Here is a 19,423-nt window from a genome sequence, read left to right on the forward strand (position 1 = left end):
CGCTTGGGATTCACGGTTTGCATCACGCAGATCGTCTCAGGCTAAGAGGCTCTCTTACGCGGACGGCAACGTCTGCATCGGGCCTTTGGTGGAGCAAATGCTTTGCATCGTTAGGCGGCTAAGTTAACCCAGCATTAACAAAAAAGCCCTGCACAGTTGAAGGTGTGCAGGGCTTTGAAATCAGTCATTAAAGCGTAGCTTCAATACTGATTCGGCTCCATTTCCAAGTCGACTTTGAAACGTTGAGAAATGTCCTTCTGAATCTGCTGCGCCAGGTTCAGCAATTGTTGGCCGGTGGCGCTGCCGTAGTTGACCAGCACCAGCGCCTGCAACTTATGCACACCGGCATCGCCGTCTCGAAAGCCTTTCCAGCCGGCCCGCTCGATCAACCAGCCGGCCGCCAGTTTCATCTGCCCATTGGGTTGCGCGTAGGCCACCAGGTCCGGGTATTGGCTTTTCAGCTGTGCGACCAGCGCGGCCGGTACCAGAGGGTTCTTGAAGAAGCTGCCGGCATTGCCGAGTACTGCCGGGTCCGGGAGTTTTTCGTTACGAATGCTGCAGATCGCCTGACTGACGTCGGTGGCGGTCGGCTGATCGATGCCTTGCTCGGTCAGGCGCTGGCGAACCGGACCGTATTCCAGGTGCAAGTGCGCGGCGCGGCTGAGGGTGAAACGCACGCGCAGGATCAACCAGCGTCCCGGCTCCTGCTTGAACAGGCTGTCGCGGTAAGCGAAATTGCATTGCGCCAGCGTGAAGTCCCGCAGCTCGCCGGTCTGGCGATCCAGCGCGGTCAGGCCGGCGAACACGTCCTTGATCTCGACGCCATAGGCGCCGATGTTCTGCATCGGCGCCGCACCGACCGTGCCGGGGATCAGGCTGAGGTTCTCCAGGCCCGACAAACCCTGCGCCAGGGTGTGCTGCACGAACGGATGCCAAGGCTCGCCCGCTTCGGCTTCGATCACGACCTTGCTGCCGTCATCGCTCAGGATACGAATCCCGCGCGTAGCCATGCGCAGTACCAGCGCCTGGACATCAGCCGTCAGCAGCAAGTTGCTGCCGCCACCGATCACCAGCAACGGCACGTCATGGGCCGACGAATACGCCAGGGCTTCTCGCACATCGGCGTCGCTGTGGGCTTCGGCGAACAACCGGGCCTGAACGTCGACACCAAACGTATTGAACGGCTTGAGCGAAACCTGGGGTTGAACCTGCAAACTCATAACCGTCCCTTCAATTCGATCACCAGTCGATCACTGGCGCGCTCGATCAGGTCCAGCACCTGCTCGAAGCCTTGGTCGCCGTCGTAATACGGATCCGGCACTTCATCGAGTTCCGACTGGTAGCGACGCAGGAACAGGTCCAGCTCGGCCTTGCCCTTGGCCGGTTGCAGGGCCTTGAGGTGGCGCAGATTGCTGTTGTCCATCGCCAGAATCAGGTCGTAGGCGGAGAAATCGGCGCGGGTCACTTGCTGGGCGCGTTGGGCGGACAGGTCGTAACCGCGCAGTTTGGCCGCGGCCTGGCTGCGTTTGTCCGGCGCCTTGCCGACATGCCAGTCACCGGTGCCGGCGGAGGCGACTTCGATGTGATCGGCCAGCCCCGCCTCGCGCAATTTATGCCGCAGTACACCTTCGGCCGTCGGCGAGCGACAGATGTTGCCCAGGCACACGAACAAAACGCGCATCAGGCCTCCAGCAGGCGACGGACGCGCTCGAGGTCTTCGACGGTGTCGACGCCGGTGGGCGGCGCGATCAGTGCGTCGGCGACGTGAATCCGCACGCCGTGCCACAAGGCACGCAGCTGTTCCAGGGATTCGGTGTTTTCCAGCCAGCACGGGCCCCAGCTGACGAAGTCATGCAGGAAACCGGCGCGGTAGGCATAAATGCCGATGTGGCGGCGGTACGGCACGCCTTCCGGCAAATGCTCGCGGCTTCTGGCGAAGGCGTCACGAGCCCACGGCAATGTCGCGCGACTGAACGTCAGCGCCAGGCCGTTGAGGTCGCTGACGACCTTGACCACATTGGGATTGAACAGGGTTTCAACGTCTTCGATCGGCTCGGCCAGGGTGGCCATGCGCGCTTCGGTATGGGCGGCCAGGTTGGCGGCGACCTGATCGATCACGCTCGGCGGGATCAACGGTTCGTCACCCTGGACGTTGACCACGATGGCGTTGGCGGCCAAGCCCAGTTTCGCGGCGACTTCGGCCAGGCGATCGGTACCGGAATTGTGATCTTCGCGAGTCAGCACCACTTCGGCACCAAACGCGTTGCACGCCTCGACGATGCGCACGTCATCAGTGGCGACCACGACACGCTCGGCACTGCTTTTGCTGGCCTGCTCCCAGACGTGCTGGATCATCGGTTTGCCGGCGATCAACAGCAGCGGCTTGCCCGGCAGACGGGTGGAGGCATAACGCGATGGAATGACAACGGTAAAGGCTGTGGTCATTTATCCAGACGCTCGTCGGTGGTCAGGGTGCGGGCTTCGGTTTCGAGCATCACCGGGATGCCGTCGCGAATCGGGTAAGCCAGGCCGGCGCCCTTGCTGATCAGCTCGGTCTTGTCAGCGCTGAGCTTGAGCGGGCCTTTGGTGACCGGGCAAGCGAGGATGTCGAGCAATTTGGTGTCCATGAGCATTCCCTGGATTAGAACGGAGTTAAGGCAAAAGACGAGCCGGCAACAGGCGCATCAGCTGCGTATCGAACCAGGCCACGAAGGCCGGCGATGGTGCAGCATCGACCGCCAGGTACCACCAATCGGCGGCGGCGAAGGCACGGCACTTCACCGCGTCCTTTTCAGTCATCACCAGCGGCAATGACGGTGTGAAATTCAAGGCCTGCACGCTGTACTCGGCGTGGTCGGCAAACGCATGCGGCACAGGCTGCCAGTGTAGCGTTTCGAGGGTCGTGAAGAAACGCTGCGGATTGCCAATCCCGGCCACGGCGTGCAGCGCCTGGCCTGCGGGGAAGTGGTCGAGGGGACGACGCTCACCGCTGTGCAGGTTGACCAGTTCGGTAGGTTGCAGCTGGAAGGCAAAACCGTCTTCGCGATCATTGGCGGCGCCGTTATACAGCACGGCGTCGACGCTTTGCAGGCGTTCGACCGGTTCACGCAAGGGACCGGCAGGCACGCAGCGTTTGTTGCCCAGGCCGCGAGCGGCATCGATCAACACCAGTTCCAGGTCCCGGGCCAGCCGGTAATGCTGCATGCCGTCATCAGAGAGGATCAGATCCAGCGTCTCACTCGCCAGCAGCGCTTTGACGGCGCTGCTGCGATCCGGGTCGATCATCAATGGCACGCCAGTGCGCTGGACGATCAACAGCGGTTCGTCGCCGGCAATGTCCGCGCTCTGATCGGCCTCGACGCGCCACGGCAATTGCGACGGTTTGGCGCCGTATCCCCGACTGACCACGCCGACCCGCAGGCCGCTGCGCTGGCAATGCTGGATCATCCACAGAATCAGCGGTGTCTTGCCAGTGCCGCCAACGGTGATGTTGCCGACCACGATCAGCGGCACGGGCGGCTGATAGATATCACCCTCGCCCGCCAGAAAGCGCTTGCGCTTGTTCATGACCACGCGCCGATACAGCCACTCCAGTGGCTGCAACAGCTTCAGGGCCGGATGACCTTGGTACCACGCGGCGAGCAAGCGATCAGACATGGCCATCAGGGCGCGGGCGGTGCCGCTTCGACCGTGGTCATGCGCAAGTGGCTGAAACCCAGCTTGCCGGCGGCGTCCATGGCGGTGATGACCGACTGATGCTGAGTCTTGCCATCCGCGCTGATGGACAGCGGCAGGTTGGTGTCGCCATTGGATTCTTTTTGCAGCGCCTCCATCAGCGTCGCGAGGTCGTTCTTCGGCAATACCTGATTGTTCACCGAGAACGCGCCTTCGGCACTGATGGCAACGTCCAGGTGTTTGACTTGCTGGTCTTCGGCAGGCGAACCGCTGACCGCTTCCGGCAGATCGACGCGCAACTGGGTTTCACGGGTAAACGTGGTGGTGACCACAAAAAACAGCAGCAGGATGAACACCACGTCGATCAGCGACGCGAGGTTGATGTCGACCGTTTCCCGCGGTTTGCGGCGGAATTTCACGCTTTGCCCTCGGCCAGGTCCACATCACGGTCGCCCTGTACCACTTCGACCAGTTTGATCGCTTCCTGCTCCATGCCCACCACCAACTCATCGATCCGACGTTGCAGGAATCGGTGAAAGAATACTGCCGGGATACCAACCATCAGGCCGGCGGCCGTGGTGATCAGCGCCTTGGAGATACCACCCGCGAGCACCGCGGCATTGGTGCCCATGCCCGTGCCCATGAACGCGCTGAAAATATCGATCATGCCCAGTACCGTACCCAAAAGACCCAGCAATGGAGCCATGGCGGCGATGGTGCCCAGTGCATTGATATAGCGCTCGAGTTCGTGAATCACCCGCGCAGCGGCTTCTTCAATGCACTCTTTCATGATCTCGCGACCATGTTTGGAGTTGGCAAGGCCCGCCGCCAGGATCTCGCCCAACGGTGAGTTGGCGCGCAGTTCCTTGAGTTTTTCCTTATTGAGCTGCTTGTCCTTGATCCACACCCAGACCTGCCCGAGCAAATGCTCCGGGGTCACACGGCTGGCTCGCAGGGTCCAGAGACGCTCGGCGACGATCGCCATGGCCGCGATGGAACTCAGAATGATCGGCAGCATCATCCAGCCGCCGGATTTGACCAATTCCCACACAGTGACAGTCCCCTCGAAAAAGTGCGCCACTCTAACATAGGGTCCGGATTCACCGAAGACCGTGATGTCGCATCCGGTCGGGCTTTCATAACTTGTGGTTATGGGTCGGACGGTGGCGGATCGCGCCAGAAACGCCGTTCCAGACGCATCGCCCACGGCGGCTTGAAGCGCCCCAGCTGCAGACGAATGGCACCGTGGGTGGCGCTGTCGTAGATTGCCATCCCGCGCTTTTGGTAGCGCGCCATGACCGTGGGATGCGGGTGGCCAAAGGAATTGCCCTGGCCACGGGATATCAGCACAGCCCTGGGTTGTAACGCGGCGAGCAGCGCCATCGAAGAGGAACTGCGGCTGCCGTGGTGCGGCGATTGCAGCCAATCGGTCGGCACGGCGAGCGGACTGTCGAGCAGCACCCGCTCGGCAGCGGTATCGATGTCACCGGTCAACAGCAATCGCTCGCCATTGGCTTCGATCTGCAGCACACAGGATTTTTGATTGCTGTCTCGCGCCGATGTCCATTGCCAGAGCCGGAAGACCACACCGTCCCAGGTCCATTGCCGGCCGCTTTCACAGCCTTCGGCGCGCAATTCGGCTGGCAGCGCTTCGGGATCACCGCTCAGGACCTGCGTCACCGGCAATCCGTTGGCAACCGCGCGTGCACCGCCGGCGTGATCGGCGTCGGCGTGGCTGATGAGCATCAGGTCGATCCCGGCTACGCCCAGTTTGCGCAATGACGGCAGCACCACCCGCTCGCCCAGATCGAAATCGCCAAAACGCGGCCCGGTGTCATACAGCAACGTGTGATGGCGGGTCCGCACGAGGATTGCCAGACCTTGGCCGACATCCAGCTGCCAGATTTCGGCGACGCCTTCTGAAAGCATTGGACGGGGAGGAAAAGCCAGCAAGAGCAGCAGCGGCCAACCCAGCGGGCGCAACGGCACACCTTTAGGCAGCAATAGAAGAAAGGCCCCAAGCGTACCGAGCGCCCAAATCCACAGCGGCACCGCGACCGGCACCCAAGCGGGCAATTGCCCGGCCATCAATGCCAGTCCCTTGAACAGCAGGTCGACCAGACCGCCCGCCAACCACAACAATCCCTCGCCCACATAGGGGACGGGCAACAACAACGTCCCGAGCAAGGCTGGCGGCAGTACCACCAGACTGACCCAGGGCACCGCCAGCAAATTGGCCACTGGCCCGCTGACGCTGATCGGCAAGCCAAGTATCAACAGCAATGGGCACAGTCCGATCGCGATCAGCCATTGCGCACGGGTCCAGGTTTGCCACCAACGCCAGGGCCCCAGCCGCCCACCGAAGGTGAAGATCAACACCGCCACTGCCGCGAAGGACAACCAGAATCCCGGTTGCAGGCTCGCCAACGGGTCGAGCAGTAAAACGCCATTGAGCGCCAACAACAGTGGCCACCAGGCACCAAGGTGTCGAAACCGCAGCCGCCACAACAACACCAGACCGATCATCACGCAGGCCCGGCGCACCGGCACCTCGAAACCGGCCAGCAACCCGTAACCCAGCGCAGCGGCAAACGCCAGTCCGCAGGCCCATGGCAGCCAAGGCAAACGGCTGGGCCACAGACCATAGCGCGCCAGCCCGGCGATCAGCAGATACACCAGCCCCGCCAGCAGCCCGATGTGCTGCCCGGAAATCACCAGCAGATGCACGGTGCCGGTGTCTTGCAGCACTTGCCAGTCCTCGCGATTCAGCCCGCCGCCGTCGCCCAGCACCAGTGCGATCAGCGCCCCCGTCCGGCCTTGGGCATCGACGGCCTGCAACCGCTGGCGAATGCTGTCGCGCCAGGCCGATTGGGCGGCGGCCAGCCTCTGGCCGTCCTTGACCGTCCCGGTAGCACCGATGCGTTGAGCCAGCAGCCAGGCGTCGTAATCGAAGGCATGCGGGTTGAGCAGCCCGGCAGGGCGCTTCAATTTGACCGCTAGCCGCCACCGTTCGCCGCTGTTGACGGGCGGTCCGTCATACCAGGCGAGGCGCAGATGCCGGGGGAGCCGGGTGCTTCGGGACTGACTGTCGGTCAACTCGAAGCGCACGACACCTTCGGCATTCTGTGGCAGGCCCGTCACCCGACCTTCGACCCAACGAGTCTCGCCATCGAGCTTCAGCGGCAGGCGATCATCCAGCGCCCACTGCGCACTCGCGCACGCCCAACTGAAGCCGAACAGGAAGAACGCCAACGGGTAAGTCCGAAACGGCACCAGCATCAAACCCAGCACCGGCAGCAACATCCATAACCAGACCGGCGGTAAAACCGGTAAAAAACGCAGGGCCAGCAAACCCAACGCCAGCGCCATCATCCCTGTGCGCATACGCCCGTCCTTGAGAGTCCCACACTAGGCATAGCTGGCTGATCGCACCCGCACGGTTATTAATTGTCACAAAGTCTGAATGGGCGGTTCATAGAATCCAGACATACTTGCCGCCTTAACCGACCGAGAAGCCTTATGCCCCGGCGCTTATTCAAACGTTACATGCCAGACCCGACCAGCATCAGGGAACACAAATCCTTACGCTTTCTCGGCACCCTGCTGCATGACCCGAACCTCTGGCACCTCAATCGTCATTCCGTCGCACGGGCCATGGCAGTGGGTCTGTTCGCGGCATTCCTGCCCATTCCGTTGCAGATGCTGGTCGCTGCCATTCTGGCGATCGTGGTGCGGGGCAACATGCCCATTGCCGTCAGCCTGGTCTGGCTGACCAACCCGATCACCATGCCTGCGGTGTTCTTCTGCACCTATCAGACGGGGGCGTGGTTGATGAATGTACCGGCCAGGCATTTGCCGGACGAGCTGACCTGGGAATGGATCAGCGGCGAGCTGTCTACTTTGTGGCAGCCGTTTTTGCTGGGATCAGTGGTAACGGGGCTGGTGCTCGGCGCCCTCGCCTATTGCATGGTGATGATGTATTGGCGCTGGTGGGTTGGGCGGCAGTGGAAGCGGCGTAAGCAACGCCGGATGAAGTAGATGCAAAACGGCCTCCATTTTTGGAGGCCGTTCGTTTTGTGGTGTTTGAGCTGACGCCTTCGCTGGCAAGCCTCGCTCCTACAGGTCTGATGGTGCCCCGTAGGAGCGAGGCTTGCCCGCGAAGCAGGCGACGCGGTCTTTCTCAGGTACGCATCCCGCGCCCACTGACCAGCAACCGCGCACAACCGATGTACAACACCACCGTCGCCACCAGCATGAAAGTAATCGCCACGCTGATCTTGATGTCCGAAACGCCGAGAATGCCGTAACGGAAGGCGTTGACCATGTGCAGCACCGGGTTCGCCAGGGACACGGTCTGCCAGAACGGTGGCAGCAAGGAGATCGAGTAGAACACCCCGCCCAGGTAGGTCAGCGGTGTCAGCACGAATGTCGGGATGATTGAGATGTCATCGAAGTTGCGCGCAAACACGGCGTTGATGAAGCCCAGCAGCGAGAAGATCGTCGCCGTCAGCACCACCACCAGAATGGTCACGCCCAGGTGATGCACCTGCAACTCGGTGAAGAACAGCGACAGCAGGGTCACGATAAACCCGACCATCAAGCCGCGCAGCACGCCGCCCAGGGTGTAGCCGATCAGAATCGTATGCGGCGACACCGGCGACACCATCAATTCTTCGATGGAGCGCTGGAACTTGCTGCCGAAGAAACTCGACACCACGTTGCCGTAGGAGTTGGTGATCACCGACATCATGATCAGGCCCGGTACGATGTATTCCATATAGGTGAAGCCACCCATATCACCGATCTGCCGACCGATCAGGTTACCGAAGATCACGAAGTACAGAACCATGGTGATGGCCGGCGGCAGCAGCGTCTGCGGCCAGATCCGGGTAAAGCGTTTGACCTCTCGGTAAATGATGGTGTTGAGGGCAACGAGGTTGGGTTGCAGCTCGGAACTCATACCGCCACCTTCGACAGATTTTTCTCCACCAGGGACACGAACAACTCCTCGAGGCGATTGGTTTTGTTACGCAGGCTCAGCACTTCGATGTTCTGCTGCGCCAACTGGGTGAACAGTGCGGTGATGCCCATGGCCTTGTCGACCTGGACTTCTAGGGTGTGGCTGTCGAGCAGCTTGGTCGGGTAACCGAGCAACTGCGGCGCGACGTTCAGCGTGTTCTTGAGGTCGAGCAGGAACGTTTCCACATGCAACTGCCCGAGCAGCTGTTTCATGCTGGTGTTCTCGACAATCGTGCCGTGGTCGATGATGCCGATGTTGCGGCACAACTGCTCAGCCTCTTCCAGGTAGTGGGTGGTGAGGATGATGGTGATGCCTTTCTGGTTCAGCTCGGTGAGGAAGGTCCACATCGAGCGACGCAACTCGATGTCCACACCCGCGGTCGGTTCATCGAGGATCAGCAGGCGAGGTTCGTGAACCAGTGCGCGGGCGATCATCAGGCGACGCTTCATGCCGCCGGACAGCGAACGCGACGGCACATCGCGTTTGTCCCACAGCCCGAGCTGGGTCAGATACTGCTCGGCGCGTTCCTTGGCGATCTTCGGCGGGATGCCGTAGTAACCGGCCTGGGTCACTACGATGTCGAAGGTTTTTTCGAACTGGTTGAAGTTGAATTCCTGGGGCACCACGCCGATGGAGCGCTTGAGCTGCGCAGGATTCTTGTCCAGGTCGTGACCGAAGATATTCACGGTGCCGCTGGTCTTGTTCACCAGGGTCGAGAGAATGCCGATGGTCGTGGATTTGCCGGCACCGTTAGGGCCGAGCAAGGCGAAAAAGTCACCTTCGGCGACGTCCAGATCGATACCACTCAGGGCCTGGAAACCGTTGCCGTAGGTTTTGGTTAGCTGCCGGATGGACAGAGCGGAACTCATATCGGATTTACGCACCAAGAAGGGAAGAAAGGGATAACTATGGGCGGGCGGCGAGCAATGCAACCGCGGCGCACGAGCGCAATGGTGCTTGTCGCTGCCACACAAGTACAGTCAAGTGTGTCGATAGTGAGTATTAAGTCAACGCGGTCATAACGGCTTTTTTATACGCCGGGCGTTGTTTCAGCCGCGCGTACCAGGCTTCGAGATGCGGCTGCGGTGCGCGCTCGATCGGCATCTCGAACCAGGCATAAATGAAACTGCCGAGCGGAATATCGCCCATGCCGATTTCGTCGCCGGACAGATACGGCATGGCCGCCAACGCCTGGTTCGCCGCCGCCAGCAGATCATCGCATTCCTTGATCGCGGCGTTGATGGCGGGCCAGTCCTGCTTATCTTCAGGTGTGCGCAACACGCCCCAGAACACCGTGCGGAACGGGCCGGCAAAACTGGAGGTGGTCCAGTCCATCCACTTATCGGCAGCGGCGCGGGCCTTCAGATCCGTCGGGTACCAGGCCGTGCCATTGGCGTGGCTGGCCATCAGGTAACGCACGATGGCGTTCGATTCCCAGAGCACGAAGCCGTCGTCTTCGATCACCGGCACACGGCCGTTAGGGTTCATCGCACGGTACTGCGGCGTATCGACTACACCAAAGGCACCGCCCGCATCGATGGCTTCATAGGCCAGGCCCAGTTCCTCCGCGGCCCACAATGGCTTTCTGACATTCGACGAATTTTTCCGACCCCAGATCTTCAGCATGACCGCCTCTTTATGGATAAATGCGCAGGCAGCATACGACGGATCAGGCGCGGCTCAAATCACTCTGCATGTCACCCAGCAATGCTGGCAATGTGTCGCTGAACAGATGTGGGTAGCACTTTTCCAGGTGCTCGAAAAAGAACGTTTCAGGCACGTCGGTGAACTGGCCGTGGTCCACCAGGTACTCCATCAGCTGCTCGCCGTCGCGGTTGAAGGGATGAAAAACACTGTCATGGATGCCGTCGAACTCCAGCGGTGCCACCTTGAACAGTTCGCAGAGTTTTTGGTTGAAGGCCGGCGTCGCCTTGACCCAGCGACCGTTCAGAAACAGCTCCGTATAGCCGTGCATGGCAAACACATCGCTCTTGAGCAATTCAAGTAAACGCGGGGTCGACAGGTGATTGCGCACGTCCGCCAGACCGATGCGCGCAGGGATCCCGCAATGTCGGGCTGCTCCGGCCAGAAGCGTGGCCTTGGGCACGCAATAACTTTCTCCGGTGGCCAACGCATAACTGCCGCGCAGGGTGTCCGGGTCGCGACTGAAGGTGTAGGGGTTGTAGCGCACGGCTTCGCGCACCGCGTAATAGAGGTTGATCGCCTGCTCGAGCGGATCGCGACTGGCACCACGATGTTTTTCGGCGAACTCCACCACCGAGGGATGGTCACTATCGATGAAGCGGCCGGGACTCAGATACTCATGCATGAGAACAATCTCCTGGGGAAGTCACGAGTCTAGCGACACCTTCAGCACAGAGATAACGACGTATCGGCCAAACATGGGCGCATAGCTGCGCAGGAAACGAACGATTTCTCGGGCCTGTTGCCAACCCAACCTACAAAACTCATCGATGGTTTCCCACGAATTCAATCACCTCGCTCCGACCACCCTGTTTTGCGGATGCCGTCTAAGCTCTGAAGGTTGGTTTTGCCCTGGTTCACGGAGGATTAAATATGCTGCTGTTGTGGATACTGGTTCTGGTTGTCGGGATAGCTTATTTAGCCCACCGTCGCGTCGCCCCCCTGCCTGCCCTGTGCATCGTCGCCGTCTATATTGTCGCGATGGGTGCCTTCAGCCGCGCACCAGGCTGGCTGCTGCTGATTTTCTGGGTGTTGATCGCCGCAGTAGCGGCGCCGTTATTGCTGCCCGACCTGCGTCGTAAATTCTTCAGCGCGCCGCTGTTCAGCTGGTTCCAGAAAACCCTCCCGCCGATGTCGCAAACCGAACGCGATGCGATCGACGCCGGGACCGTGTGGTGGGACGGCGAACTGTTCAGCGGCCGCCCGGACTGGAACAAGCTGCTTTCCTATCCAAAAGCGCATCTGAGTGAAGAGGAACAGGCCTTTATCGACGGTCCGACCGAAGAACTCTGCGCCATGGTCACCGACTGGCAGATCGGGCAAGACATGGACCTGCCTCCCGAAGCCTGGACCCACATCAAGGAAAACGGCTTCTTCGCGCTGATCATTCCCAAGGAATTTGGCGGCAAGGGTTTCTCGGCCTATGCCCATTCGCAGGTGGCGATGAAACTGGCGACCCGCAGTGGCGACCTCGCGTCCACCGTGATGGTCCCCAACTCGCTGGGCCCGGCCGAACTGCTGCTGCATTACGGCACCGACGAACAACGCAACCATTACTTGCCACGGCTGGCCCGGGGTGACGACATCCCGTGCTTCGCACTGACCGGCCCACTGGCAGGCTCCGACGCCGGTGCCATGCCCGACACCGGGGTCATCTGCAAAGGTGAGTGGGAAGGCAAGGAAACCCTCGGCCTGCGCCTCAACTGGGAAAAGCGTTACATCACACTGGGCCCGGTGGCCACCCTCCTCGGCCTGGCCTTCAAGGCCTATGACCCGGACCATTTGCTGGGTGACAAGGAAGACCTGGGCATCAGCCTGGCGCTGATCCCGACCGATACGGCCGGTGTTGAAATCGGCCGCCGTCACCTGCCGCTGGGTGCCGCCTTCATGAATGGCCCGAACTCCGGCAAGGACGTCTTCGTGCCGCTGGACTTCCTCATCGGCGGCCAGGAAATGCTCGGCAAAGGCTGGATGATGCTGATGAACTGCCTGTCGGTCGGGCGTTCGATTTCCCTGCCGGCAGTCGGCACCGGCGCGGCCAAGTTCACCAGCCTGGTTACCGGTCAGTACGCGCAGGTTCGCGAGCAATTCAACGTTCCACTGTCGGCGTTCGAAGGTATTCAGGAAGCCATGGCCCGCATCGGCGGCAACGCCTGGATGATGGACGCTGCCCGAATGCTGACCGCCAACGCGGTGGACCTGGGCGAGAAACCGTCGGTGCTGTCGGCGATTCTCAAGTACCACCTCACCGAACGCGGCCGCGAGTGCATCAGCCACGCCATGGATGTTCACGGCGGCAAGGCGATCATCATGGGGCCGAACAACTACCTCGGTCGCAGCTGGAATGGCGCGCCCATCTTCATCACCGTGGAAGGCGCGAACATCCTCTCGCGCAACCTGATGATCTTCGGGCAGGGCGCCATTCGCTGCCATCCGTTCGTACTGAAAGAAATGGCTCTCGCCGGCCGTGAAGACAAGGATCAGGCACTCACCGAATTCGATGGCCTGCTGCTCAAGCACATCGGTTTCGCCGTGAGCAACGCCGCCAGCACGCTGGTGTTGAACCTCGGTTTCGGGCACCTGGAACATTCGCCGGGTGACAAGCTCAGTCAGGGTTACTTCCGCGCGCTCAATCGACAGGCGGCAGCGTTCGCCATGCTCGCCGACCTCAGCATGATGCTGCTGGGCGGTGAACTGAAACGTCGCGAACGCCTGTCGGCGCGTCTTGGGGATGTGCTGAGCAACATGTACCTCGCCTCCGCCGCGCTCAAGCGTTACCACGACCTCGATTCGCCGGAACACATGGCGCCACTGTTTACCTGGGCCATGGAAGAAAGCCTTGGCCAGTCGGAACGTGCGCTGGATGAGTTGCTCAGCAACTTCCCGAACAAGGTGCTGGGTTGCCTGTTGCGGGTGATCGTGTTCCCGTTCGGCCGTCGTCACAAAGGCCCATCGGACAAACTCGGCGCCGAAGTCGCCGCGGTGATTGGCCGCGCCAAGGGCGATCCGACCCTCGAAGAATTGCTTGGCGGTTGCTACCGTCCGCAATCGGCGGACGACGCGGTCGGGGCCCTGCAACATGCCTGCAACCTGTTGAACGCAGCGCAGCCGTTGCAGAAAAAGCTGCACGTGGCGCTCAAAAGCGGTCAGGTCAAACCGGCTGCCGGCGAACACGTCATCGACGCCGCGCTGGAGGCCGGGGTGCTGCAGCCGGTGGAAGCGCAGACCTTGCGTGAAGCCGAAACGGCGCGGCGCAAGGTGATCGACGTCGATGATTTCGACAAAGAAGAGTTGGCGCTGGCCGACGGAAAGGTCCGCTGATCCTGTAAAAAGGGGCGTGGGGGCTTTATACTCCTGCGCCCGTTTTGCTCTTGAGGACTTATCTCGTGTCCAATGTCGTTGCCGATCATCTTGTCTTGCTCGACCACCTGCGCAGCATCCTGGTCGCCGTAGGTGAGGCCGAACAGGTTCCCGAAGAAAGCCATGCCTTGTTCCTGGAGCGCTTCGACGAACTGCGTGCGTTGCTGCCGGTCGACCCGATCGAAAGCCAATACCTGGGCCAGGACATTCTGTGCCAGGTGATCACCCGCTACCCGCAAATCGCCCACTTGGTCCCACGCGACCTGCTGTGGTACTTCGCCGGTGACTGCCTGCATTACATGCCCGATGATGAAATCGATTTGTACCAGGCACTGGAAGAGCGTCGTTTCGAAGCCGAACAGAACGACGAACCGTTCGACTGGAATCAGGAAAAACAGCTGCTGGCGATGTCGAACGACGACAGCAAGCACTGATCTCCGATCAGAAATGCAAAAGGCCCGCATGGTTGAACATGCGGGCCTTTTTGTTGCCGGGAGATGCAGCGTTCGTCAAAGCAACCCATCACTCTCGGGCAACTCATACTCCGCCGCGACCTTCCCCGCCTTCCCCGGCTTGCTCAGGGTCGGCTCCTTCTCCAGACACTCCACCAGATAATCAATAAACACCCGCAATTTCGGTGGCAAATAGCGCGTCGGCGAATGCAGCAACCAGGCCCCGCCATGGTAAGACGCGAGGAAGGTCCAGTCCGGCAGCACTTGCACGATCAACCCCTGCTCCAGTGCATAACGCGCGGTGAAATACGGCAGACTGCCAATCCCGATGTGCTGCAACACCGCACCCAGTCGAACGCCCGTGTGATTCGCCGCATACCGGCCACGCACACCGACCGTCACAGCCTTGGTGCCTTTCTTGAATTTCCAGCGCGCATCGCTCGGCGTTTCACCCAGGTAGATGCAACTGTGGTTGAGCAAGTCATGGGGATGCGTCGGCGTGCCATGTTCGGCCAAGTACTGCGGGGTTGCGCAGAGCAAATGGTCGATGGTCAGCAACTGCCGTCCGACCAAACCCGCCGGTGGTCGGTCGGTAATCCGAATCGCCAGATCAACGTTGTCGTCGATCAGATCCACCTGCCGATCTTCGAGCAACAGCTCCACATCCACTTTTGGATAACGTCGCAAAAATTCCGGCATATGCGGGTGAATGACAAATCGACCGACCGCCTTGGGCACGCTGACCCGCACCAGCCCTTCCGCTTCATGGGTGAACTGCCCGCTGATTTCCATCACGGACTTGGCCGCACTGACCATTTCCTGGCACCGCTTGAACACCTCTTCGCCACCGTCGCTCAAGCGCAGCTTGCGCGTGGTTCGCTGCAGCAGACGCGTGGCCAACGCTTTTTCCAGACGCGAGATGCTGCGGCTCACCGCCGAGGGTGAAGAACCCAATTGACGAGCCGCCTCGGAAAAGCTGCCGGTCTCGACAACCTTGACGAAAATCGCCATTTCGCCCAGCAGTGGCAGCGGAAGATTTATGCTCACAGCGCAACAGTCCTTTGATGTTTGAACGGATTATCACGCAATTCCACGATTCATATAATAAAAATAGAAACTTTAATGAGGACATGGAATATGACGCTTCGCCTCTTTTTCCATAGTGATGACCTCAAGGCCAACGTGGAAGTCCTGGAATGCACGCCCCAGGAGAACGAATTTGCAGTGGTACTGCGCGCCACCTTGTTTCACCCCCAAGGTGGCGGTCAGCCTTTCGATACCGGCTGGATCGGCGAAAGCCAGGTTCTGCGCGTGGTCCAGGAACCGGACCGGATCATTCATTTTGTCGACCAGCCGGTAAAACTCGGTATGACCCAGATCCGGATTGACGAGCAACGTCGCCAGTTCAATTCGCGCATGCATTCGGCCGGCCACCTCATCGGCCACTTTGTCCAGGCGCTGGGCTGGATGCCGATCAAGGCTCATCACTGGCCAGGCGAAGGACGCGTGCAATTCAAACCGACAGAGTCGGCAAAAGAGGTAGATGCCGAGATGATTCAGCACGGCATCGAGCAATGGGTCGCCCATGACCTGCCACGCCTGACGTCGATGCGCGAAGGCGCCCGGGAAATTGGTTTCGGTGAGCTGCCCGCCTACGGCTGCGGCGGCACCCATGTACGTAGCCTGAAGGATTTGGGCACGGTCACGATCGCTTCCCTATCACTGAAAAAGGGAATGCTGTCAGTCCACTACAGCGTGGATTGAGCTTTCGGGCGATGCCGTCCCCGGCATCGCCTGACGCCCGGGGGAGCCCGCTTTCGCGGGTTCTGTTGACTATCTGATAGATGGACCTAAGACATGATGCTTGACGTCGAGCGTCTCGATGAGACGTGCATAAAGAAACTGGCCAACGAAGAAGTCCTCGCCATCCGCGTCAAAGGCCTGTTGCCCGAGCCGCTGGCGATTCAGATTGGCGACAAGATCCTCGCCCCGGGTTTCGAAGGCTATATCAATGCGCCGAGCATCGGTCGCATCGGCATGGCGTTTTATGAGGCGGAAAACCAGCCGCTGCTGATCGAAGATTATTTCGAGCATGCCTCGCGCAACATCGCGGAACTGCGCAAACGTTGCGCGCCCTACTCGTCCCCGGTCGACACCCTGCGCTGCATGCTCGATGAGTCCTGGCCGGCGGGTGCGCATCTGGAAAATCTCTACGGCCGCAAGATGTATGTCGGGCTGTCCCGCGTGGTGAAACCAGGGGTGTGCTTCCTGGCCCATCACGACATTTTCGCCAAGGATGCCCCGGACAGTTACCAAGCCAGAAGCCTGGAAGCGCAGTTCGCCTGCAACGTTTACCTGAACATGCCCACCGAGGGTGGCGCCTTGCAGATGTGGGACCACGATATTTCTCCGGATCAATTCGACGAGATGCGTGGCGACAACTACGGCATCGACCCGGCCCTGCTCGGCACGCCGACCCTGGAGATTCGTCCTGAGCCGGGTGATTTCATTATGTTCAATTCGCGCTGCATGCACTCGGTGACACCGGGTGTGGCGGATCCGCGATTGAGCCTTTCGTTCTTTGTCGGCTATCGCGGCAATGCTTCACCCCTTACTTTCTGGAGTTGAAATGCTTTCGAATTACCTGGGCGAGTTCCTGGCGCTGGCGACCATTCACTTTCTGGCGGTGGTCGCACCTGGACCGGACTTCGCTGTCACCATCCGTCAAAGTGTGCGTTTCGGCCGGTTGGTCGGGATCTGCACGGCACTGGGCATCGGTGCGGGGATTTCCGTGCACGTGCTTTACACCCTGCTCGGGGTCGGCGCATTGATGCACACGACACCCTGGTTATTGACGGTGGCCAAGGTGGTGGGCGGCGCTTACATTTTGTACCTCGGTGTCAGTCTGCTGCGCAGTAAACCCAAGTCCGCGCTTGAGGGTGACAAAGTCGCCGAAGAGCCGGTGGTCGAGCAAACGCTGCTGAAGGCGTTCACCACCGGTTTTCTCACCAACGCGACCAACCCCAAGGCGACGCTGTTTTTTCTGGCAACTTTCACCACGCTCATCAGCGCCACGACGCCCTTGAAGGTCCAGGCGCTGTATGGGGTATGGATGTGTTTTGTGAACGCGCTGTGGTTCGTGATCGTCGCACTGTTCTTCTCCAGCGCCCGGGTACGATTGCTGTTTATCCGCATGGGGCATTGGTTTGAACGCACCATGGGGGTGATTCTGATCCTGTTCGCCGGGCGTTTGATTCTCTCGATGTAATAGCGTCTGAAACGAAAAAGGCCCGCGCCGTCTGACTGGCGGGCCTTTCGCGTTTCTGTGCGACAAATCCCACATAAGGGATGCCCCTATCGCTCACTCGTGGTGTTAATTTGGAAACGTTTCAGTCTCATCGATCAGAAACTTCTCACAAACTGCCTGCAAAGGAATGCCCTCAGCAATGAATTTCTCACTCAAGCACCTGGCTGCGTCAACCCTGATACTGGCCAGCCTTTCGTCGTTCACCCTGACAGCGCAGGCCAATATCAGCCCGCAACAGAGTGCGGCGATCCTCAAGACCTTCAGCGATGCATCGGTAACGGATTTCAGGCAATTCCTGGGAGGTCTGGCCAAGAGCGATCTCGGCAAAACCGACAATCTCGGCCCGGCCATCGCTGCCTTCCTCGATAACAAGACTCTTTCTGCAGAACAGCAGAACGAAATCCATCGCCTGCTTGGCCTCTACGCGCGAGTGAAATATGGTGCCGCTGCCACCGAGACCCTGCGCGAGCTGGTGGCCATCCCGACCTTCCGCGTCGAGGGCGTTGACCAGCATGACAATCCCGAATTCATCAAGATCGCCGAGAAGATCAAGGGCCTGGCCCAAGCGTTCAACCTGAATTTTCGCAACATCGACAACCGCGTCTATGAAATCTCCCTTGAGGGCAGCAGCGATGAAGTCGTGGGCATTCATGCGCACGCCGATGTGGTGCCCGTAACACCGGAGAATTGGGTCCTGAAAGACGGCACCAAACTTGATCCGTTCAAGGTCACCCTGATCGGCGACCGCATGTATGGCCGGGGGACCGAGGACGACAAAAACGGTATCGTGGTAGCGCTTTATGCGATGAAGATCATCAAGGAGGAGAAACTGCCGCTGGCGCGCAATTTCAAGCTGCTGGTCGACACCACCGAGGAAACCACCGGCGACGCCATCCCTTATTACTTCGAACACAACCCGACACCTAACTACAACCTGGCGCTGGATGGCGGCTACCCGGTAGTGATTGCGGAGAAAGGATACGGCACCGTGATGGCGAACTTTGCCAAACGCAAGGCTGAGGGCAAGGGCGCCGAGATCATCTCGATGACTGGCGGCATGGCCACCAACCAGATCCCGTCGACATCGGTCGTCACCCTTTTGAGTGAGAAGCCTGCCGAGTTGGCCGCCAGCCTGCAGAAGGCCGGCGCCGATTATGCCAAAAGCAATGGTGGCAATTTCGACGTCACCGCCAAGGTTGATGGCAAGGACGTCAAATTGACGGTCACTGGCGTTTCCGCCCACTCTTCCGAGCCCGAGTCCGGCATCAACCCGGTGTCGAGAATGCTGGGGCTCATCAATAGCCTCGACGGCAAGGTTGCGTTCAAGCACAACCACATCACCGACGCGGCCCGTTACGCTGCCGACAACTGGGGCCTGGATTACCTCGGCGGCAAATTGGGGGTTGGTTTTTCCGACGCCTTCATGGGACCGCTGACCGCTTCCCTGACCTATGTCGGGATGGACGATAAAACCTTCAAGCTCGCGGTCAACCTGCGGGTACCAAAAGGCAAGTCACCGGAAACGCTCAAGTCCGAAATCGCCGACAAGCTTGGCGCCTGGAGCAAGAAAACCCACGTTGCGGTGACCTTCGACTACTCGATCGCCGAGCCGATGTACCGCAACCCTGAAGGTGAATGGGTCAAGGCCTTGCTCGCCGTGGCCAGCGAAAACCTGGGCATGGAGCACAAGTACGGCACCTCTGCGGGCGCTACCTCGGTCCATGAACTGCCCAACGGCGTGCAATTCGGCCTGGCCAGGCCCGAGATCAAGTACACCGGCCACACCGACAATGAGTTCAAGACGGTCGACCAGTTCCTGTTGGACCTGCAGATCGTGACGGAAATGATGGGGCGGATCGGGCAGTTGCCGAAACTATGATCACTTTCGGACCCGCTGTTCTGGCG

The 19,423-nt window shown here is 60.1% G+C and carries 20 protein-coding genes; 7 read left to right on the plus strand and 13 right to left on the minus strand.

The annotated features are described in order from the left end of the window. Positions 1-200: 200 nt before the first annotated feature. The 8 genes from murB to ACA068_RS21335 form a co-directional block, all read right to left on the minus strand. Positions 201-1,220 carry a UDP-N-acetylmuramate dehydrogenase gene (murB, locus tag ACA068_RS21300; RefSeq protein ID WP_497304566.1) on the minus strand — a complete coding sequence of 340 codons (1,020 nt, stop codon included), beginning with the start codon at positions 1,218-1,220 and terminating at the stop codon, positions 201-203. Beyond that, positions 1,217-1,681: a low molecular weight protein-tyrosine-phosphatase gene (locus ACA068_RS21305; protein WP_497304567.1), complete on the minus strand. Its 465-nt coding sequence runs from the start codon at positions 1,679-1,681 to the stop codon at positions 1,217-1,219. Before ACA068_RS21305 ends, murB begins: the two co-directional genes overlap by 4 nt. Next, positions 1,681-2,445 (minus strand): 3-deoxy-manno-octulosonate cytidylyltransferase, encoded by a 765-nt coding sequence (gene kdsB / locus ACA068_RS21310; protein ID WP_497304569.1) that lies wholly within the window; start codon positions 2,443-2,445, stop codon positions 1,681-1,683. The genes ACA068_RS21305 and kdsB overlap by 1 nt, the downstream gene beginning before the upstream one ends. Then, positions 2,442-2,627 carry a Trm112 family protein gene (locus ACA068_RS21315; protein ID WP_010461887.1) on the minus strand — a complete coding sequence of 62 codons (186 nt, stop codon included), beginning with the start codon at positions 2,625-2,627 and terminating at the stop codon, positions 2,442-2,444. The genes kdsB and ACA068_RS21315 overlap by 4 nt, the downstream gene beginning before the upstream one ends. A 25-nt stretch (positions 2,628-2,652) precedes the next feature. Then, complete coding sequence (gene lpxK, locus ACA068_RS21320; RefSeq protein WP_497304571.1) at positions 2,653-3,663, minus strand: tetraacyldisaccharide 4'-kinase; 1,011 nt, start codon at positions 3,661-3,663, stop codon at positions 2,653-2,655. Continuing rightward, positions 3,663-4,094, minus strand: coding sequence for a flagellar polar localization protein PocB (pocB, locus tag ACA068_RS21325; RefSeq protein ID WP_497295381.1), 432 nt, complete (start codon positions 4,092-4,094; stop codon positions 3,663-3,665). Before pocB ends, lpxK begins: the two co-directional genes overlap by 1 nt. Beyond that, complete coding sequence (gene pocA / locus ACA068_RS21330; RefSeq protein WP_162556235.1) at positions 4,091-4,726, minus strand: flagellar polar localization protein PocA; 636 nt, start codon at positions 4,724-4,726, stop codon at positions 4,091-4,093. The genes pocB and pocA overlap by 4 nt, the downstream gene beginning before the upstream one ends. Positions 4,727-4,824: 98 nt before the next feature. After that, a complete protein-coding gene (locus ACA068_RS21335; protein ID WP_497304573.1) occupies positions 4,825-7,059 on the minus strand; it encodes a DNA internalization-related competence protein ComEC/Rec2 in 2,235 nt (744 codons plus the stop codon). Between the two features lie 135 nt (positions 7,060-7,194). Between ACA068_RS21335 and ACA068_RS21340 the strand changes: the two genes are divergently transcribed. After that, positions 7,195-7,713, plus strand: coding sequence for a DUF2062 domain-containing protein (locus ACA068_RS21340; RefSeq protein ID WP_497304574.1), 519 nt, complete (start codon positions 7,195-7,197; stop codon positions 7,711-7,713). Positions 7,714-7,855: 142 nt separating this feature from the next. Here ACA068_RS21340 and ACA068_RS21345 read toward each other — a convergent pair whose 3' ends face one another. The 4 genes from ACA068_RS21345 to ACA068_RS21360 form a co-directional block, all read right to left on the minus strand. After that, positions 7,856-8,635: an ABC transporter permease gene (locus ACA068_RS21345; protein ID WP_497304576.1), complete on the minus strand. Its 780-nt coding sequence runs from the start codon at positions 8,633-8,635 to the stop codon at positions 7,856-7,858. Then, positions 8,632-9,564 carry an ABC transporter ATP-binding protein gene (locus ACA068_RS21350; RefSeq protein WP_162437993.1) on the minus strand — a complete coding sequence of 311 codons (933 nt, stop codon included), beginning with the start codon at positions 9,562-9,564 and terminating at the stop codon, positions 8,632-8,634. Before ACA068_RS21350 ends, ACA068_RS21345 begins: the two co-directional genes overlap by 4 nt. Positions 9,565-9,697: 133 nt before the next feature. Next, a complete protein-coding gene (locus tag ACA068_RS21355) occupies positions 9,698-10,321 on the minus strand; it encodes a glutathione S-transferase family protein (protein WP_497304578.1) in 624 nt (207 codons plus the stop codon). A 43-nt stretch (positions 10,322-10,364) separates the two neighbouring features. Then, positions 10,365-11,024: a transglutaminase-like domain-containing protein gene (locus ACA068_RS21360; protein ID WP_497304580.1), complete on the minus strand. Its 660-nt coding sequence runs from the start codon at positions 11,022-11,024 to the stop codon at positions 10,365-10,367. Positions 11,025-11,272: 248 nt separating this feature from the next. Here ACA068_RS21360 and ACA068_RS21365 point away from each other — a divergent pair, with 248 nt between their 5' ends. After that, a complete protein-coding gene (locus ACA068_RS21365) occupies positions 11,273-13,720 on the plus strand; it encodes an acyl-CoA dehydrogenase (protein WP_497304581.1) in 2,448 nt (815 codons plus the stop codon). A 65-nt stretch (positions 13,721-13,785) separates the two neighbouring features. Continuing rightward, positions 13,786-14,193, plus strand: a complete 408-nt coding sequence (locus ACA068_RS21370) for a PA2817 family protein (protein ID WP_027924016.1) — start codon at positions 13,786-13,788, stop codon at positions 14,191-14,193. A gap of 75 nt (positions 14,194-14,268) precedes the next feature. On the opposite strand, the gene ACA068_RS21375 is transcribed toward ACA068_RS21370, so the two are convergent. Next, positions 14,269-15,258: a LysR family transcriptional regulator gene (locus ACA068_RS21375; protein ID WP_497304583.1), complete on the minus strand. Its 990-nt coding sequence runs from the start codon at positions 15,256-15,258 to the stop codon at positions 14,269-14,271. Positions 15,259-15,348: 90 nt separating this feature from the next. Between ACA068_RS21375 and ACA068_RS21380 the strand changes: the two genes are divergently transcribed. From ACA068_RS21380 to ACA068_RS21395, 4 genes are all read left to right on the plus strand, one after another. Continuing rightward, positions 15,349-15,975: an alanyl-tRNA editing protein gene (locus tag ACA068_RS21380; protein ID WP_497304585.1), complete on the plus strand. Its 627-nt coding sequence runs from the start codon at positions 15,349-15,351 to the stop codon at positions 15,973-15,975. A 93-nt stretch (positions 15,976-16,068) separates the two neighbouring features. Further along, on the plus strand, positions 16,069-16,839 hold the full coding sequence (locus ACA068_RS21385) for a 2OG-Fe(II) oxygenase (RefSeq protein WP_497304587.1): 771 nt from the start codon (positions 16,069-16,071) through the stop codon (positions 16,837-16,839). A gap of 1 nt (position 16,840) precedes the next feature. After that, a complete protein-coding gene (locus ACA068_RS21390; RefSeq protein ID WP_497304589.1) occupies positions 16,841-17,479 on the plus strand; it encodes a LysE family translocator in 639 nt (212 codons plus the stop codon). Between the two features lie 178 nt (positions 17,480-17,657). Further along, the gene (locus ACA068_RS21395) at positions 17,658-19,397 is read left to right on the plus strand and encodes a dipeptidase (protein ID WP_497304591.1); all 1,740 of its coding nucleotides are present in this window, start codon (positions 17,658-17,660) and stop codon (positions 19,395-19,397) included. The last annotated feature ends 26 nt before the right edge of the window (positions 19,398-19,423 follow it).

Source organism: Pseudomonas sp. LBUM1660 (genome assembly GCF_059695935.1).

Bases quoted from the DNA above. Each gene is read 5' to 3' on its own strand.
- ACA068_RS21355 (WP_497304578.1), bottom strand. From the start codon at position 10,321: ATGCTGAAGATCTGGGGTCGGAAAAATTCGTCGAATGTCAGAAAGCCA.
- ACA068_RS21335 (WP_497304573.1), bottom strand. From the start codon at position 7,059: ATGCGCACAGGGATGATGGCGCTGGCGTTGGGTTTGCTGGCCCTGCGT.
- ACA068_RS21350 (WP_162437993.1), bottom strand. From the start codon at position 9,564: ATGAGTTCCGCTCTGTCCATCCGGCAGCTAACCAAAACCTACGGCAAC.
- murB (WP_497304566.1), bottom strand. From the start codon at position 1,220: ATGAGTTTGCAGGTTCAACCCCAGGTTTCGCTCAAGCCGTTCAATACG.
- ACA068_RS21385 (WP_497304587.1), top strand. From the start codon at position 16,069: ATGATGCTTGACGTCGAGCGTCTCGATGAGACGTGCATAAAGAAACTG.
- ACA068_RS21340 (WP_497304574.1), top strand. From the start codon at position 7,195: ATGCCCCGGCGCTTATTCAAACGTTACATGCCAGACCCGACCAGCATC.
- ACA068_RS21315 (WP_010461887.1), bottom strand. From the start codon at position 2,627: ATGGACACCAAATTGCTCGACATCCTCGCTTGCCCGGTCACCAAAGGC.
- ACA068_RS21390 (WP_497304589.1), top strand. From the start codon at position 16,841: ATGCTTTCGAATTACCTGGGCGAGTTCCTGGCGCTGGCGACCATTCAC.
- lpxK (WP_497304571.1), bottom strand. From the start codon at position 3,663: ATGGCCATGTCTGATCGCTTGCTCGCCGCGTGGTACCAAGGTCATCCG.
- ACA068_RS21345 (WP_497304576.1), bottom strand. From the start codon at position 8,635: ATGAGTTCCGAGCTGCAACCCAACCTCGTTGCCCTCAACACCATCATT.
- ACA068_RS21360 (WP_497304580.1), bottom strand. From the start codon at position 11,024: ATGCATGAGTATCTGAGTCCCGGCCGCTTCATCGATAGTGACCATCCC.
- ACA068_RS21365 (WP_497304581.1), top strand. From the start codon at position 11,273: ATGCTGCTGTTGTGGATACTGGTTCTGGTTGTCGGGATAGCTTATTTA.
- kdsB (WP_497304569.1), bottom strand. From the start codon at position 2,445: ATGACCACAGCCTTTACCGTTGTCATTCCATCGCGTTATGCCTCCACC.
- ACA068_RS21395 (WP_497304591.1), top strand. From the start codon at position 17,658: ATGAATTTCTCACTCAAGCACCTGGCTGCGTCAACCCTGATACTGGCC.
- ACA068_RS21380 (WP_497304585.1), top strand. From the start codon at position 15,349: ATGACGCTTCGCCTCTTTTTCCATAGTGATGACCTCAAGGCCAACGTG.
- ACA068_RS21305 (WP_497304567.1), bottom strand. From the start codon at position 1,681: ATGCGCGTTTTGTTCGTGTGCCTGGGCAACATCTGTCGCTCGCCGACG.